Consider the following 15,474-nt stretch of genomic DNA (forward strand, 5'->3'; position numbering starts at 1 on the left):
CTCATTCCAAAGGTTCAATTCGAAAGCGGCCGACCCAGCTGCCTCAGGCTGCTTCCGTCTCTGCCAGTTCACGCGCCAGGCGGTTGGCCTCAGCGAGCGTCAGATAGGTGCGGCGACGCCATTCCGGGCGGTCCTGCGGGCAGTCGGCGCGGAAGTGACCGCCGCGGCTTTCGGTGCGCCGCAGCGCGCCGACGGCGATCAGCTTGGCGGTCGTGATGATGTTGGTGAAGCGCATGCGGGTGTTGTCGCGCTCGAGCTGCTCGATCTCGCGGATCGCCCGCACCAGGCTTTCGCGCGTGCGGATCACACCGACGCAGTCGCTCATGACCTTGCGCAGGATCGTCAGCTGAGGGCTGTCTTCGACCGTCACCGGATCGTCGTTCTCGCCGGCATTGTCGCCCCATTCGGTCAACTGCGGTGTCGGCAGCGTGCCCTTGATGTTTTCGGCAATACGCGCGGCAAATACCACGGCTTCGAGCAGCGAGTTGGAGGCAAGGCGGTTTGCGCCGTGCACGCCGGTCGAGGTCACCTCGCCGGCTGCCCAGAGGCCATCGATCGAGGTGCGACCTTCGGCATCGGTGAGCACGCCGCCCATGTGATAGTGGACCGCCGGCACGACCGGGATCGGCTGCGTCACCGGATCGATCCCGGCCGCCATGCAGGAGGCATAAACGGTCGGGAACATCTCGGGGAAATGCTTGCCGACCGCCTTGGTGCAATCGAGGAAAGCGCCGCGTCCGGCCTGGACTTCGGCGAAGACCCCGCGCGAAACGATATCGCGCGGCGCCAGCTCGCCGTCCGGATGGATGTCCAGCATGAAGCGATGGCCGGCGGCGTTCAGAAGCTGGGCGCCGTCACCGCGCAGCGCCTCGGTCGCAAGCGGCGCCGGGTCCTTGCCGATGTTGATAGCGGTCGGGTGGAACTGCACGAATTCCGGATCGGCGATGATAGCGCCTGCACGCGCAGCCATGCCGAGCCCCTGCCCGCAGGCCTCCCACGGGTTGGTGGTGACCGCATAGAGGTGGCCAACGCCACCGGAGCAGAGCACGACGGCGCGGGCCGGGAAAGCCACGCGCTTCTTCGACTGTCCGGCATCCGGGCGCGCGATGACGCCAGAGATGAAGCGGCCTTCGCGCACCAGCTCCTCGACCACATAGCCTTCGATCACCCGGATCGACGGCGTCCGGCGGACGGCGGCAATCAGCGCTTCCATGATCGCCTTGCCGGCCATGTCGCCCTTGACGCGGACGATGCGGCGCTCGGAATGCGCCGCCTCACGCGAGAGCAGCAGCTTGCCTTCGAGATCCCGGTCGAATGGCACGCCATAGTCGAGCAGGTCATGGATGCGCGCCGGGCCTTCGGCCACCATCATGCGCGTCATCTTCTCGTCGACGATCCCGGCACCCGCGGCAAGCGTATCGGCGACGTGTTTTTCGAAGGTGTCGCCGGGGCTCATGGCGGCGGCAATCCCCCCTTGCGCCCAGGCCGACGAGGCGCCATGGCCGATCGGGGCGGCGGCCAGGATCGTCACCGGCCTCGGGCTTAGCTTCAGCGCGCAGAAGAGGCCGGCCAGGCCGCCACCGACGATGACGATGTCGTCAATCCCGTTGAAGGATTGCGGGCGGAAATGGTCGGTCAGCATGATTCATTCTCCTCCAATGCGCATGCCTGCATCCGGTGTGAGCCGGTTGAAATTGTTACTGCTTGAGGTTCACCATGCGCTCGACCGCAAGGCGGGCGCGATCGGCAATCGCGGGATCGACGAGAACCTCTTCCGTCATGGTCAGCAGGCTGTCGAGGATCTTCGGCAGCGTGATGCGCTTCATGTGCGGACAGAGATTGCACGGCTTGACGAACTCGACGCCTTCGATCTCCGCCTGGATGTTCGACGCCATCGAGCATTCGGTGACGAGCAGCACCTTCGACGGGCGGTTGTCCTTGACGTAGTTGATCATGCCCGACGTCGAGCCGGCGAAGTCGCAGACGGCGATTACGTCCGGATGGCATTCCGGATGGCCGATGATCTCGATGCCCGGATTGGCTTCCTTGTAGGCGAGCAGTTCGGCGGCGGTGAAGCGCTCGTGCACCTCGCAGTGGCCCTTCCAGGTCAGGATCTTCTTGTTGGTCTGGCGCGCGACGTTCATCGCCAAATATTCGTCAGGGATGCAGAGAACCGTATCGGATTCCAGGCTCTCGACGACGTCGAGCACGTTCGACGAGGTGCAGCAGATGTCGGTCTCGGCCTTCACGTCGGCAGACGTGTTGACATAGGTGACGACGGGAACGCCGGGATAACGCTGCTTCAGCAGGCGGACATCCGCACCGGTGATCGATTCCGATAGCGAGCAACCTGCCTTGGCGTCGGGGATCAGCACGGTCTTTTCCGGGCTCAGCAGCTTGGAGGTTTCGGCCATGAAGTGCACGCCGCACTGGATGATGATCTCGGCATCGACCTTGGCGGCATCGCGCGCCAGCTGCAGCGAGTCGCCGACGATATCGGCAACGCAGTGGAAGATATCCGGTGTCTGGTAATTATGCGCGAGGATGACGGCGTTGCGCTCCTTCTTCAGCCGGTTGATGGCGTGCACATAGGGCGCATAGACCGGCCACTCGATCGCCGGAATGAAATCCTTGACCTTCTCGTAAAGATGCTCGGTTTCGCGCGCGACCGCCGGCGTAAAGGCAAGCTCGGGTCTTTCGATGATGCCGAAGCGCTCAGCGGCGCTGACAAAAACCGGTTTCGCCACGGTCGCGGTGCGGGGTGCAAGGTGCGTCATCGACATCTCCTCTCCGCCCCTCTTCCTGGGCGGCTCTTCAATTATGCTCAATATGAGCATAATTGAACCAAAACAAAAGCGGCAAAGCCGCATGGGTTGATTTAGAAAGTTTTGTGACAGAATTCAAGAATAGAAGCGCCGCTTTTCGCGGCGCCTCTGATTTTCGTTTGCGTTCAGCCCATGGCAGGGCGTGCCACGCCTTTCTCCTCGATCGGCCAATGGACGATTGCCGCGAAGATGCCAAGCGCTACGCCGAGCCACCACACCGGATCGTAGGAACCGAAGTGGTCGTAGAGGTAGCCGCCCATCCACACACCCAGGAACGAGCCGACCTGGTGCGACAGGAAGACGATGCCGCCGAGCAGGCCGAGGTGCCGTGTGCCGAACATGATCGCGACCAGCGCATTGGTCGGCGGCACCGTCGAAAGCCAGAGCAGGCCCATGACAATGGCAAAGACGATGACCGAGGTCGGCGTCTGCGGCAAAAGCAGGAAGGCCGTCACCGCCACCGAGCGCGCGATATAGATCAGCGCCAGGAAATAGGGCTTCGAATAACGCTGGGCGATGAAGCCTGCCGACAGCGAACCGATGATGTTGAAGAAGCCGATCAGCGCCAGCGCAATCACCGCGTAGCGCGCGTCGATGCCGATATCGCCGATATAGGCCGGGAAATGCGCGGTGATGAAGGCGACCTGGTAGCCGCAGACGAAGAAGCCGGAAACCAAGAGCAGGTAGCTCTTGTGGCCAAGCGCTTCCTTCAGCGCCTCGCCGATCGACTGCTTGTACTGAGCCTCGCTCTGGCGGCCGGAGGACGCGTTGCCGCGCAGCGGGATCGCGAAGAACGGCACCAGCAGCATGAGGACACCGAGATAGACCAGGCTGTCCGACCAGCCATAGGCGGAGATCAGGCCCTGGCTGAGAGGCGCGAACAGGAACATGCCGGCCGAACCGGCCGCCGTGCAGATGCCGAAGGCAAGCGAGCGCTGATGCGGCGTGACATTGCGGGCAAAGGCGGAGAGCAGAATGCCGAAGGAGCCGGAGCCCACCGCCATGCCGACGAGCACGCCACCGCCGATGTGCAGCCAGATCGGCGCATCGGCAAAGGCCATGATGAACAGGCCTGCTGCGTAGAGAAGGCCCGACATGGCAAGCACTCGCCACGTACCGAACTTGTCCGCGATCGCACCGAAAAACGGCTGGCTCAGGCCCCAGCAGAGGTTCTGCAGCGCCATGGCAAGGCCGAAGGTCGTCCGGTCCCAGCCGGTATCGGCAAGCATCGGCAGCTGGAAAAAGCCCATCGCCGAGCGCGGGCCGAAGGTGAGCATCGCGACGACCGAGCCGGCCGCAATGATCAGCCAGGGCATCTCCTGGCGGGCACTGGACGGCGCGGATGCTCCGGAAACAGCGGACATGGAATCTCTCCGATTGATGGAGCGCGATCCTATGCGGCTGCTAAAACAGATAAAAGCCAATTAAATTGACGCCGCAATCACCGGAATTGATGCCTTGATCAAGCGGCACTTCGGAACCGGTCGCGAAACGCTCGGGGCGTCATGCCCTTGGCGGCCTTGAACTGACGATTGAAGTTGGCAAGCGAACGGTAGCCGACGGCATCGGCGATATGGGCAATCGAGCGCGCCGAACCACTGAGCAGCGCGCAGGCCTCGCCGATCCGCAGCCGCATCAGATATTCCGAGACCGGCATGTTGAGGTGGCGCAGGAACAGGCGATGCAGGCCGGAGAGGCTGAGTGCTGCCAGATCGGCGAGTTCGTCCATCGACGGGTTTTCGGCGTAATGCAGATGGATATGGTCGAGCACCCGGTCGAGGCGGCCGCGATCGACCGATCGACCCGACGGCGTGACGACCCGGCTCGAGAGCGGTGTGACCGCCTGCTCGCGCGCCAGGATTGTCAGCATCGACAGAACATCTGGCAGCCGCTCCTCCGGCGCCAACCGGCGCAACCCTTCAAACAGCGGCCTGACACGGGCGGCCACGTCCGCTGAGAATTGCAGCCCCGGGGCCGAACGCTCGAACATCGCCTTGACGCCGGCGAGTTCGACGAAGCCCTCCTCCAGGCGCTCCACCCATTCCGGATGAAACCAGAGCACAAGCGCCACGTGCGGCTCCGCCCCCTCGAGCTTGCCGGCGGAATGCCAGGTGTGCGGCAGGTTGGAACCGACGAGCACGAGGTCGCCGTCGTCATAGGCGCCGATATGGTCGCCGATGAAACGCTGGCCACGCGAGTTGAGGGTCAGCGTCAGTTCGAACTCGGGATGATGGTGCCATTGGAACGGGATGGCATCGTCGAGCCGGCGGTCGAGCAGGATGGATGAGGCATTGGTCGGCCTCGATATCTTCTGCAAAACAGCCTTCATGTTGCGCCACTCCCCCCTTAAAAGCCAGAATAGTATCAATTTTGGCAGGCTACGTGCAACAGCGGCACCGGCAAAAGGGCTAGGTTTTCTCCATCACCCATCAAACATGCCAGGCGAGGAGATACCCATGCAGCCACTCAGAGACAGCCATCCGACGGCAGCCCATCTCGACATTCAACTGAAGGACATCAAGAAGCGGCTGCCTTTGCGCGTGCTGTCGGAAGCGGACTGGCAGCACTGGGTGACCAAGGGCTATGTCATCGTCCGCCAGGCGGTAGCGCCGGCCAATGTCGAGCGCCTCGTCGATCTGCTCTGGCGCTTCGACGAGAAGGATCCGAACGATCCCTCGACCTGGTACGCGCCGCAGCGACGCGAGCACAAGATGAAGGAACTCAACAACACCGGCATGCTGGAGATCTACAATCACCAGTATCTCTGGGACAATCGCCAGGAGCCGCGCATCTACGGTGCCTTCGTCGACATCTGGGACCGCGAGGACCTGTGGGTGACGATCGACCGCGCCAACCTCAATCCGCCGAAGAAGGTGAAGGGCAATCCCAACGGCTTCATTCACTGGGACGTCGACACCTCGATCCGGCCGCTGCCGATCGGCGTTCAGGGCGTGCTCAGCCTGAAAAAGCAGGACGGCGACGTCGGCGGCTTCCAATGCGTGCCGGAACTGTTCGAAAACTTCGAAAGCTGGGAAAAGACACAAAGCACCGACCGCGACCCGATGCACCCCGACATGACCGGTCTTTCAACGGTCAACATCGAGATGGAGGCGGGCGACCTGATGATCTTCAACAGCCTGCTTGCCCATGGCGTGCGCCCCAATCACTCCGATGGCCGCGTGCGCATGGCGCAATACATCTCGATGCATCCGGCGGAATGGGAGAATGTCGCCGAGCGCGAGGAGCGGGTGCGGCTGTGGCGCGAGCTCGATCATCCGAAGCGCGACGCCTTCCCCGGCGATCCGCGCGAATGGGAAAAGCACAACGCTTCCCCCGCCAGCCTCTCGGATCTCGGTGCCAAACTTCTCGGCATCACGCCCTGGGCGTGAGAGCCAAGCCCATCCGGGGAAAGTGCGAAGCGGTTTTCTGTCCGGAATGCTTCTGAATTAAGCCGAAGCACGCACCTTCATCGGCCAGCGCTCGCCGCGTCGGCCGATGATCTTGACCGCGTCGCCGAGCTTCACGGTGCCTTCGCTGCGCGGCACCGCGTTCCAGCCGAAGAGCACGCCGGGCACACGCCGGTCAGAGGACATGCGTTTTTCCGCGAGCCCCTGGATCGGGTTGCCGCCGATGCGCTCGCCGGTCACCTGGTCCTGCGTGGTCATGATGCAACGGGCGCAGGGTTTGACGAGATCGAAGCGGATGCCACCGATCTCGACGCTTTCCCAGAAGTCTTCATCCCAGGCGTCATCGCAATCGACGAGGATATTGGTGCGGAAACGATCCATGCCGACGGGCTCCTGTCCCTTTTCGGCAAGCGTCCGGTTGAGGTCGGCGAGCGAACCTGTCGTCGTAATCAGCACCGGAAAGCCATCGGCAAAGCCGACGGGCGCGGCGGTACCCGCCCATTCGGCGCCGACATGGCGCTCGGCCGAGGCATCCATATGGGCGAGCCTGACCGGGCGGCCAAACCATGAGGAGAGGACCGCGTCCGTCGTTTCGTCCGACACGGCGGCATCGACTTCGCTGCCCCAGACGACGACGTTCAGCCGGCGGTCGGGATCGAAGCGAATCGAGATCTCCCGGTCACCCATCTTCAGATGTACGCCGCCATCGATGTGGCTCGCCTCAACCTGCGCCAGCAGTTGCAATTCGCGCTGGGTGATGAAGCGCCCGTCCGGTTCCACCAACATGAAGCGCCGATCGCCCTCGACACCGTCGAGATTGACCGAGACCGTCTCGCGGGCAATCGCGCGACCGCTCTTTAGCGGATGAATGTTGAGACCGGTCACCTTCATGGGCACTTCCCTCGTCTTCAGAAACTGATTCACGTGCCTGACGATCCGATTCATCAGCACGGCACAATGTGTTGAAAGGCCTAGATCATTTCTCGGATTGATGGAAACGGAGAAATGTTCCGGTGCAATCTACACACCCGCACAAAGAAGCGCGACACGCCCTTCCCGGCAACTAGATTTCATCGAGCATCATGGCAAGCACGTCGCGCAGCCGCTGCTCGCGTTCCGTGGCGAGCCGGCGCCCGGCCTTGGTCTTGAAGCCGTCGGCCAGCCGGAAAAGTTTGGTCTCGAAATGATCGATGGCGAACGCCTTGTCGTCGAGCGCCCGCGCCTCGGCCAATGGATCGAGCGGGTCGTAAAGGCCGCTGCCCATGCGTCCGGCGATATAGAAACAGCGGGCAGCACCGACCATGCCGATCGCATCCAGCCGATCGGCATCCTGAAGGATCTTCGCCTCCAGCGTTTCCGGCGGGATGTTGGCCGAGAAACTGTGCGTCAGGATGGCGTGCGCCACCGCGGCAATCTCATCCGCGCCCCAACCGAGATCTTTCAGAATGCCCGCCGCCTTCTCAGCCGCCAGTCGCGACGCCTGGGTGCGCAAGGGCGAATTCTTCTCGACCGAGACGCAGTCATGCAGCAGCACCGCGGCGGCGAGCAAACGCGCGTTACCACCCTCCTCCGCCTGGATGCGGGCGGCATTCTTCCAGACCCGGATCAGATGCGCGGCATCGTGCGAGCCGTCATCGGCGGCAAAGGCATGCGGCAGCAGCGCTGCAGCAAGCTCCTCATGCGGCGCGAAGGCGGCCGCGAGTTTCGAAATCTCTGTCATGCTTTCCTATTGCTGTTCGGCAGGCTTTGCCGGCGCCGTCGGTGCAGCGACAACGCCGGACAGGATCTTCTGGTAGAAGAGCCCTATTCCGATCAATACCCCGCCAAGGCCGATGAAGGACAGAGCCCGGAGGAAACCTTCGAGGTTGGACATGTCGATCAGGAACACCTTCAGCACGGCGACGAAGACGAGAACGGCCGAAGCGATGCGGATGCTCTTGGCGTGGAAGCGCGAGCCCAGCACCAGCAGCAACACGCCGAGCAGCAGCCAGACGACCGAGTAGGTGTAGGTCTCGCCCTGCAGGAAGCCCTTCCACTCCGCGATGTTTTCCCCCTGCCAGACACGGCGGACCGTGAGGCTCGCCCAGGCGAAGGCAAGCACCGCGCCGCTGACGGCAAGCGCCATGACATAGGGCAAGGGCCGCTTGTCGCGCGCATACCAGGCAAGGCCGGCATAGCCGAGCCCCGGCAGCAGATAGCCGATCAACAGCAGATCGAAGAACGGAATACGTCCAAGCAGTTCGCCGCTGAAATAGGGGTTGAGGCCGAGGAGATGCGCCGAAAGCACCGACAGCATCGAAAGCACGCCGAGGCCCATACCGCCATAGCGGAAGACCGGGCTCGGCGACTGCATGTCGAGGCTCATGAAGATCGCCGAGGCGCCGATTGCCAGCAGCGTGTAGATCGACTGCTCGCCGAGCGTCGGCACAGCGCTGTCGAGCACGCCGCCGTTCATCGCGTGGCGCACCAGGATCGCGAGCGTCAGCAATACGAAGAGGCTGGCGAGCGCCTGTAAAAGGTTGCGCACCCGCGTGCCGGGCCAGGATCTCAGGAAATAGGCGGAGCCTGCAAGCAGCACGGCGGGAACGCCGTAACCCGGCAGCAAGGCATTGAAGACAGGCGTCGTGCCAAGATTGCCGGCACCGACGATCGTCGGTTCCCAGGCGATGCGCCCCAGAACGACGATGGCCGCCGCGCCGGTCATCCACGGCAGGATCGGCCAGGTGCGGACGCGGGTCGCGAGTGTGTAGGCGGTGCCGAGCACGGCGATCGCAAGCGTCGTGACCAGCCCGTCCGTCCAGGCATGGAGAGCAAGCACGAAGAGGGCGAACGAGCCGGCCACCAGCAGGCTGGCCGCCGTTTCGCGCGCCTCGGCCGCGCCGTCGCGGCGGTAGAGCCAGTCCGCAAGCGCCAGCAGCGCCGCCCCGGCGACGAGCGAGAACAGGCCGTGCGGCAGGTCGAAGGAATAGTTGCCGGTGATCAGGAACGACATGGCGACAAGCGCGATCGGAACGACCGCGGCAATGCCCGCCCAGAGCGTCGAATATTGAGGCTGGGCGACGAGCCGGCGCGACAACACGAAACCACCGAGGCCGATAAACAGCGCAGCAAGCAGCATAGCGGTGAACATGGCGGTGCGCCCGGACAGGACGACAGCCGGAAGGGCATCGGCCAGCGAAGGATCTAGATAGGCGAGCACGCCGCTCAGCGCCGTCAGGCTCCAGACGCCGACGACAGCGCCGAGGGCAGAGAGCACGGCGGGATAGACTGCGGTCGGCCTGAACGCCCCAAGGATCGCCAGTCCGGCAACGACGACGGCAAACTCCGTCACCGGATATTTGACCGCGGCCACGGCCGGGCTGATGAGAAGGAGCGCAAGCACGGTGGCGGCGACGGCAGCCGAAATGGAGATGGCCGCATGCGGCGGGATGAACAGCCGCTCCCAGGGACCGGCAACGGCGCCGCGTCGCTCGGCCCCTTCTGGCGCTTCGGGCGCAGGCGCCGCTTCCGTGGCGCCCGGCCAGATGAGGCCGATGCCAACGATCATCACCAGCAGCGCAAAGGCGACCGGCCGCGGTTCGAATGGCGCGACCGCGGTGATGTAGGCCAGGCCCCAAAGCCCGACGCCCGCATTGGCCAAGGTCGGAACGACGGTCCAGCTGCGCAGGCGCGACGCAAGCAAGGTCGCGAGCCACACGATCGAGAGGAAGCCGAAGAGCACCCAGGGGCGCGGTTCATTGCTCGAGACGAGCAGCGGCGTTGCGAGCGAGGCAAGCAGGCCGAGGCCAGCGAGCGCCTGCCCATGCAGCAGCGACAGGCCGACAGTCGCAAGCGAAATCGCCGCCAAGAGAACGAAGGCCGTGCCTGTGCCGATATAGTCGTAGATGCCGTAGGCGGCATAGGCGACCCCGAAGAGTGTGACGGCGCCGGCGGCCGTCAGGATGCCGGGGATCATGGCATTCTGGAATTCGTTGGCGATCACGGGCACGGCGCGCCGACGGATGACCTCGCCAGCGGCCATCAGCAGGAGGCCGAACAAAGCGGCAAGCGTCAGACGAACAGCCGGGCTCAGCAGGCCGGCGTCGATCGAGTACTTGACCATGAAGACGCCACCGAGCGCCAGCGCGATGCCGCCAACCCAGACCGCCCAACGGGCGCCGAGGCGGCTCTCGAGGCTCTCGGTCTGACGGGGTGGCGTTGCAACCGGCTGCGGTGCTTCGGTGCTGGCAGCGATCGTCTCCTCGCCCTCGATTTCGGCCGCGGCTCCTTCTGAATCGCCGAAAGTCCGGGCGCCTTCGCGCGCGCTGGCCGACATGGCGGCGGCAGCATCGTCCAGTGTCTCTGGCCCCAGCGTCTCCAGCACAGCCGGCAATTCGTCCGCAGCCGTAAGCGCCTCGGTCGCTCCTTCGGCCGGAGCGCGATCGCCCGGCGCAGCCTTCAGCGCCACGACCTCCGCCTTGAGGGCGGCCAGTTCGGCACCAAGGCGCTCGGTCGTCCTGCGGTTGCCGAGATAGGCGGACAGGGCCAGAATAAAGGCAGCTAAAGCAATAAGTTCGAACATACTTTCCCCTGGCAGTCGCAATCGCCGGCGCGCGCAACCATACAGACTTTTGTGCAAGCGCCAAATCTATAGACGGCCGAGCGCTGTAATCTCTTCACGGAAATGTCGCAGAACTGTCATCGGGCAGCTGGTACAGGCGGATGAACACCGCTGCCTCGCGCGGTGGTTTCCATCGTTCAACCAGGAGACCCGATCATGGACAAGCATCTCGCCCAGACGGAAGAGACCGAATTCAAGACGCTGACGGAACGCAGGGAAGAGCTGGAAGATGTCGGCCATAACTGTTCCGCCAATCCGACGATGGGCGACATCATCCATCGCCGCTTCTCCCGCCGCTCGTTCATCGGCGGTTCGCTGGCCGTTGCCGCGATCTCGACCACCGTCAGCCCGCTCGCTCTCCTGACCGCCGAAGAGGCACGCGCCGAGGATGGTTCACAGTTCGACTTCACCGAGATCGAAGCCGGCGTCGACGAGAAGCACCATGTCGCCGAAGGCTACGATGCCGACGTCCTGCTGCGCTGGGGCGACAAGATCTTCGCCGACAGCCCGGAGTTCGACCCGAAGAACCAGACGGCTGCTGCCCAGGAAAAGCTGTTCGGCTACAACAACGACTATGTCGGCTTCATCCCGCTCGACGGCAGCGCCGACCATGGCCTGCTCGTCGTCAACCACGAATACACCAATGCCGAGCTGATGTTCCCGGCCTTCGCCAGCGTCGTGAAGGAAAAGGTGACCAAGGACGGCAAGGAGGTCGAGGAAGAGAAGGTCGTTCTCGGCGAATACAGCAAGGAGCTTGTCGACATCGAGATGGCTGCCCATGGCGGCACGATCATCGAGATCCGCAAGGTCGACGGCAAGTGGCAGCCGGTTCTCGACGGCAAGAACAACCGCCGTATCACCGTCAATACCGAGATGCAGATCACCGGCCCTGCCGCCGGCCACGACCGCCTGAAGACGCCATCCGACCCGACCGGCAAAAAGGTGTTCGGCACGCTCAACAACTGCGCCGGCGGCGTCACCGCCTGGGGCACCTACATGATGGCCGAGGAAAACTTCAACGGCTATTTCGGCGGCGAGATCGCCGAGGACCATCCGGAATACAAGCAGCTGAAGCGGCTCGGCGCACCGGGCGGACAGTATGAATGGGCGTCCTTCTACGACCGTTTCGACGTCTCCAAGGAGCCGAACGAAGCCAATCGCTTCGGCTGGATCGTCGAGGTCGATGCGCTGGACCCGACCTCGGTGCCGAAGAAACGCACGGCTCTCGGCCGCTTCAAGCATGAAGGCTGCGAATCGATCGTCAACAAGGACGGCCGCGTCGTGCTGTATTCCGGCGACGACGAGCGCTACGACTATGTCTACAAGTTCGTGACCAAGGGCGTCTTCAACCCTGACGACCGCGCCGCCAACATGGACCTCTTCGACGAGGGCACGCTCTACGTCGCCAAGTTCGACGAGGACGGCACCGTCACCTGGATGCCGCTGACGCACGGTGAGGGCCCGCTGACCGAAGCCAACGGTTTTGCCTCGCAGCCTGACGTGCTGATCAACACCCGTCTCGCCTCCGACGCGCTCGGCGCCACCAAGATGGACCGTCCGGAAGATGTTCAGCCGAACCCGAAGACGGGCAAGGTCTACGTGATGCTGACCAACAACACCAAGCGCAAGGCCGACGAAGTCGACGCCGCCAACCCGCGCGCCAAGAACGCCTTCGGTCATATCGTCGAGATCACCGAGACCGATGGCGACTTCGCCTCCCTGAAGAGCCGCTGGGACGTGCTCCTGAAGTGCGGCGACCCAAGCGTGGCCGATGTCGGCGCTTCGTTCTCGACCGCGACCACCAAGAACGGCTGGTTCGGCATGCCCGACAATTGCGCCATCGACACCGACGGCCGTCTCTGGGTTTCGACCGACGGCAACAACGAGAAGGACACCGGCCGCACCGACGGTATCTGGGCGATCGACACGGACGGTGCCGCCCGCGGCACGTCGAAGCTCTTCTTCCGCGTGCCGGTCGGTGCGGAAATGTGCGGCCCCTGCTTCAACCCGACGTCGGACACCTTCTTCCTGGCCGTCCAGCATCCGGGCGACGCCGGTCTTGCTACCTACGAGACCCCGGCTACTCGCTGGCCGGACTTCAAGGACGACATGCCGGTACGTCCGGCCGTCGTTGCCGTGACCAAGCAGGGCGGCGGCCGCATCGGCTGACCAGGACTGCGATTACAAGCAAGAACGCCGCGCAACTCAGCGCGGCGTTTCTTATTTCAAAGGTGGTTACAGCGACGCTATTCCGGACGGAAGACCGTCGCGCACTTGTCCTGGAATTGGCTTTCCCGGTTCGCAATTCCGGACGGGAAACCGCTGCGCACTTTTCCTGGAATTGGCTTTCCCGGTTCGCAATTCCGGACGGGAAACCGCTGCGCACTTTTCCTGGAATTGCTTAACGCCTGAGATTGTCGATCGGGAAGATGGCGCAGGTTTCGGTGCCGTGGGCGAGCAGCTTGCCGTTCCGGTCGCGCAGCCAGGCCTCGGAGGTCGCGATGGTGCGGCCGCGATGCACGATGCGTCCCTCGCAGAAAACCTCGCCCATATCGGGCAGCAGCGGGCGCACGAGGTTCACCTTGAACTCGACCGTCGTATAGGCCTCCCCCGGTTTGACCGTGGTGAAGACCGCGCAGCCGAGGGCCGAATCCATGATCGTTGCCGTCCATCCGCCGTGAACCGTGCCGAGCGGATTGAGGTGTTCTTCGGTCGGCAGTCCCCTGAAGACCACCCGCCCCTCTTCCACTTCGCTTAATCCGAACTTCAGCGTCTTTGACATCGGCGGGGCCGGCAGGTCGCCGCTCAAAAGATCCTGCATCGCCTTCAGGCCGCCGTCGCGGGCGACGCGGTCAAGCGACAACACGCCGATGCCGGACACGGCCATGCCGGGGTAAAGTTCCTGGTGCATCGAAAACTCCTGGGGTCAGGCGGCCGAGGATTGCGCTTTCAGCGCCTTCAGCGCCGCATGGACGAAGCCGTCGCGGGCGGAAGAAACATCGAGGCCGCGCGGTTCATAGACATGGCGGTGAAGGAAGAAGGCCGTCAGCCGGAAGGCGGCGGCAAGGCTGTCGTGGTCCGCAGCCCTTCGCGCTTCGGCCGAAAGGAAATCCGGCAGCGCCAGCATGCGATCGGCATAACGCTCTCCCGCCTCCCGGCAAACCGCCCTGCCCGATTTCGGCGAGACGTAGACGAGTTCGGTGCGGGTGCCGGTTGCGACACATTCGGTCAGATCGAGGCCGAAGCCGAGATCGTTGAGGACTGCGAGTTCGAAGCGCACGAACAATTCGCCGGCATCGGCGGGATCGGCCAGATGATCGACGATAACGGTCAGCGCCTCATAGAGATGAGGATGCGGGTCACGCTCGGGAAGCAGGCGCAAGAGCGCGCCCAGCGCCTGGATGCCGTAGACGGAGGTCGCCGTCTCCATTAGCCGGGCGGCGCGCAACTCAACCGGCTCGATTCGGAATTCGCCCATATGCTCGTCGAGCCGGGCGCGCCAGGTGACCTCCACCGAGTTGCCTGGCTGCAGCACCGGCTGCATCGAGCGCGAGCGGCCGGAACGCACCATGCCGAGATGCCGGCCGTGGATGGCGCTCATGACCTCGACTATAGCAGAGCTTTCGCCGTGCCGCCGGATCCCGAGAATGATGGCCTGATCGCTCCATTGCATGGCTATGGCATACACCCGTGGTCGAAAGCGGATCAAGCTATGTTGCGAGCGCAAAGCACCATTGCCGACTGTCGCCATTCGGCCACACTCATCGGTTGCCTCATTTGCGACATGCTGTCGCCGCCCCGACGCCGTCTTTGACATTAGAACGGAAGAGCGGCAAAAGCCGTGCCTCCCGCCCGAAAATGACAATCAGCAGGATCAAAATTCAAATTATGTGTGTGTCCCGGAACAGCGCCGGCCGCCTGGCGCAGCTCTTCGCCCTTCTTCTCGCCACCTCGACGCTCGCAAGCTGCGTCACTACGTCGGGGCCTGCCAAGCCGAAGGGACCGGATCCATACTACGTGGCGATGTACGGTCCGCTGCCGAACGAAAAGTTCCCGCTGGATGCCATCGACATCAGCAAGGTCGACAAGCGCTATCTGCGCCAGCAGGTCGCCTACCAGACGCATGAGCCGCCGGGCACGATCGTCATCGATACCCAAAACCGCTTCCTCTACCTCGTGCAAGATGGTGGCATGGCGATGCGCTACGGCATCGGCGTCGGCAAGGCCGGTCTCGAATTCGAAGGCGAAGCGCGCATCGCGCGCAAGGCCGAATGGCCGCGCTGGACGCCGACGCAAAGCATGGTCGAGCGCGAGCCGGAACGCTACGGCCCGCTTGCCGGCGGCATGGAGCCGGGCGTGCGCAATCCTCTCGGACCGCGCGCGCTCTATCTCTTCCAGGGCAACCGCGACACGCTGTTCCGCATCCACGGCACGACCGAGGCCTGGTCGATCGGCAAGGCCGTTTCGAGCGGCTGCATCCGCCTCTTCAACCCCGATATCATCGACCTCTACAGCCGCGTGCCGCTCGATTCACGCGTCGTCGTGCTGCAGGCCGAACCGCCGATGACCGAGCCGGCCGGCGGCATCCCGATGGCGAGCGCCACCAATGGTGGCCTCCCTCCGATGTACTGAGGACAGGTGA

General features: G+C 63.8%; 12 protein-coding genes. 3 read left to right on the top strand and 9 right to left on the bottom strand.

The genetic code is table 11. From position 1 onward, the window contains the following. Positions 1-43 precede the first annotated feature (43 nt). From JVX98_RS16480 to JVX98_RS16495, 4 genes are all read right to left on the bottom strand, one after another. Positions 44-1,642, bottom strand: a complete 1,599-nt coding sequence (locus JVX98_RS16480; protein ID WP_205239209.1) for an L-aspartate oxidase — start codon at positions 1,640-1,642, stop codon at positions 44-46. A gap of 55 nt (positions 1,643-1,697) precedes the next feature. Beyond that, positions 1,698-2,777: a quinolinate synthase NadA gene (nadA, locus tag JVX98_RS16485; protein ID WP_205239210.1), complete on the bottom strand. Its 1,080-nt coding sequence runs from the start codon at positions 2,775-2,777 to the stop codon at positions 1,698-1,700. 173 nt (positions 2,778-2,950) lie between these two features. Beyond that, positions 2,951-4,189, bottom strand: coding sequence for an MFS transporter (locus JVX98_RS16490; RefSeq protein WP_192447399.1), 1,239 nt, complete (start codon positions 4,187-4,189; stop codon positions 2,951-2,953). 98 nt (positions 4,190-4,287) lie between these two features. Continuing rightward, positions 4,288-5,154 carry an AraC family transcriptional regulator gene (locus JVX98_RS16495; protein WP_205239211.1) on the bottom strand — a complete coding sequence of 289 codons (867 nt, stop codon included), beginning with the start codon at positions 5,152-5,154 and terminating at the stop codon, positions 4,288-4,290. A gap of 127 nt (positions 5,155-5,281) precedes the next feature. Here JVX98_RS16495 and JVX98_RS16500 point away from each other — a divergent pair, with 127 nt between their 5' ends. After that, entirely contained in the window at positions 5,282-6,214 is a 933-nt protein-coding gene (locus JVX98_RS16500) for a phytanoyl-CoA dioxygenase family protein (protein WP_192447401.1), read from the top strand. Between the two features lie 57 nt (positions 6,215-6,271). On the opposite strand, the gene JVX98_RS16505 is transcribed toward JVX98_RS16500, so the two are convergent. The 3 genes from JVX98_RS16505 to JVX98_RS16515 form a co-directional block, all read right to left on the bottom strand. Beyond that, the gene (locus JVX98_RS16505; RefSeq protein WP_205239212.1) at positions 6,272-7,123 is read right to left on the bottom strand and encodes an MOSC domain-containing protein; all 852 of its coding nucleotides are present in this window, start codon (positions 7,121-7,123) and stop codon (positions 6,272-6,274) included. 172 nt (positions 7,124-7,295) lie between these two features. After that, positions 7,296-7,952: an HD domain-containing protein gene (locus JVX98_RS16510; protein ID WP_192447403.1), complete on the bottom strand. Its 657-nt coding sequence runs from the start codon at positions 7,950-7,952 to the stop codon at positions 7,296-7,298. Between the two features lie 6 nt (positions 7,953-7,958). Continuing rightward, a complete protein-coding gene (locus JVX98_RS16515; protein WP_205239213.1) occupies positions 7,959-10,793 on the bottom strand; it encodes a DUF2339 domain-containing protein in 2,835 nt (944 codons plus the stop codon). Between the two features lie 195 nt (positions 10,794-10,988). Here JVX98_RS16515 and JVX98_RS16520 point away from each other — a divergent pair, with 195 nt between their 5' ends. Next, entirely contained in the window at positions 10,989-13,001 is a 2,013-nt protein-coding gene (locus JVX98_RS16520; protein ID WP_205239214.1) for a PhoX family phosphatase, read from the top strand. 232 nt (positions 13,002-13,233) lie between these two features. On the opposite strand, the gene JVX98_RS16525 is transcribed toward JVX98_RS16520, so the two are convergent. Both JVX98_RS16525 and recO read right to left on the bottom strand, forming a co-directional pair. Beyond that, complete coding sequence (locus JVX98_RS16525; RefSeq protein ID WP_192447406.1) at positions 13,234-13,743, bottom strand: PaaI family thioesterase; 510 nt, start codon at positions 13,741-13,743, stop codon at positions 13,234-13,236. Positions 13,744-13,758: 15 nt separating this feature from the next. Further along, complete coding sequence (gene recO, locus JVX98_RS16530) at positions 13,759-14,505, bottom strand: DNA repair protein RecO (RefSeq protein WP_192447407.1); 747 nt, start codon at positions 14,503-14,505, stop codon at positions 13,759-13,761. Between the two features lie 215 nt (positions 14,506-14,720). Here recO and JVX98_RS16535 point away from each other — a divergent pair, with 215 nt between their 5' ends. Next, positions 14,721-15,464, top strand: coding sequence for a L,D-transpeptidase (locus JVX98_RS16535; protein ID WP_205239215.1), 744 nt, complete (start codon positions 14,721-14,723; stop codon positions 15,462-15,464). Positions 15,465-15,474: the final 10 nt, after the last annotated feature.

This window comes from Ensifer sp. PDNC004 (assembly GCF_016919405.1).
Lineage (GTDB): Bacteria > Pseudomonadota > Alphaproteobacteria > Rhizobiales > Rhizobiaceae > Ensifer.

Bases quoted from the DNA above. Each gene is read 5' to 3' on its own strand.
- JVX98_RS16490 (WP_192447399.1), bottom strand. From the start codon at position 4,189: ATGTCCGCTGTTTCCGGAGCATCCGCGCCGTCCAGTGCCCGCCAGGAG.
- recO (WP_192447407.1), bottom strand. From the start codon at position 14,505: ATGCAATGGAGCGATCAGGCCATCATTCTCGGGATCCGGCGGCACGGC.
- JVX98_RS16515 (WP_205239213.1), bottom strand. From the start codon at position 10,793: ATGTTCGAACTTATTGCTTTAGCTGCCTTTATTCTGGCCCTGTCCGCC.
- JVX98_RS16535 (WP_205239215.1), top strand. From the start codon at position 14,721: ATGTGTGTGTCCCGGAACAGCGCCGGCCGCCTGGCGCAGCTCTTCGCC.
- JVX98_RS16510 (WP_192447403.1), bottom strand. From the start codon at position 7,952: ATGACAGAGATTTCGAAACTCGCGGCCGCCTTCGCGCCGCATGAGGAG.
- nadA (WP_205239210.1), bottom strand. From the start codon at position 2,777: ATGACGCACCTTGCACCCCGCACCGCGACCGTGGCGAAACCGGTTTTT.
- JVX98_RS16525 (WP_192447406.1), bottom strand. From the start codon at position 13,743: ATGCACCAGGAACTTTACCCCGGCATGGCCGTGTCCGGCATCGGCGTG.
- JVX98_RS16505 (WP_205239212.1), bottom strand. From the start codon at position 7,123: ATGAAGGTGACCGGTCTCAACATTCATCCGCTAAAGAGCGGTCGCGCG.
- JVX98_RS16480 (WP_205239209.1), bottom strand. From the start codon at position 1,642: ATGCTGACCGACCATTTCCGCCCGCAATCCTTCAACGGGATTGACGAC.
- JVX98_RS16495 (WP_205239211.1), bottom strand. From the start codon at position 5,154: ATGAAGGCTGTTTTGCAGAAGATATCGAGGCCGACCAATGCCTCATCC.
- JVX98_RS16500 (WP_192447401.1), top strand. From the start codon at position 5,282: ATGCAGCCACTCAGAGACAGCCATCCGACGGCAGCCCATCTCGACATT.
- JVX98_RS16520 (WP_205239214.1), top strand. From the start codon at position 10,989: ATGGACAAGCATCTCGCCCAGACGGAAGAGACCGAATTCAAGACGCTG.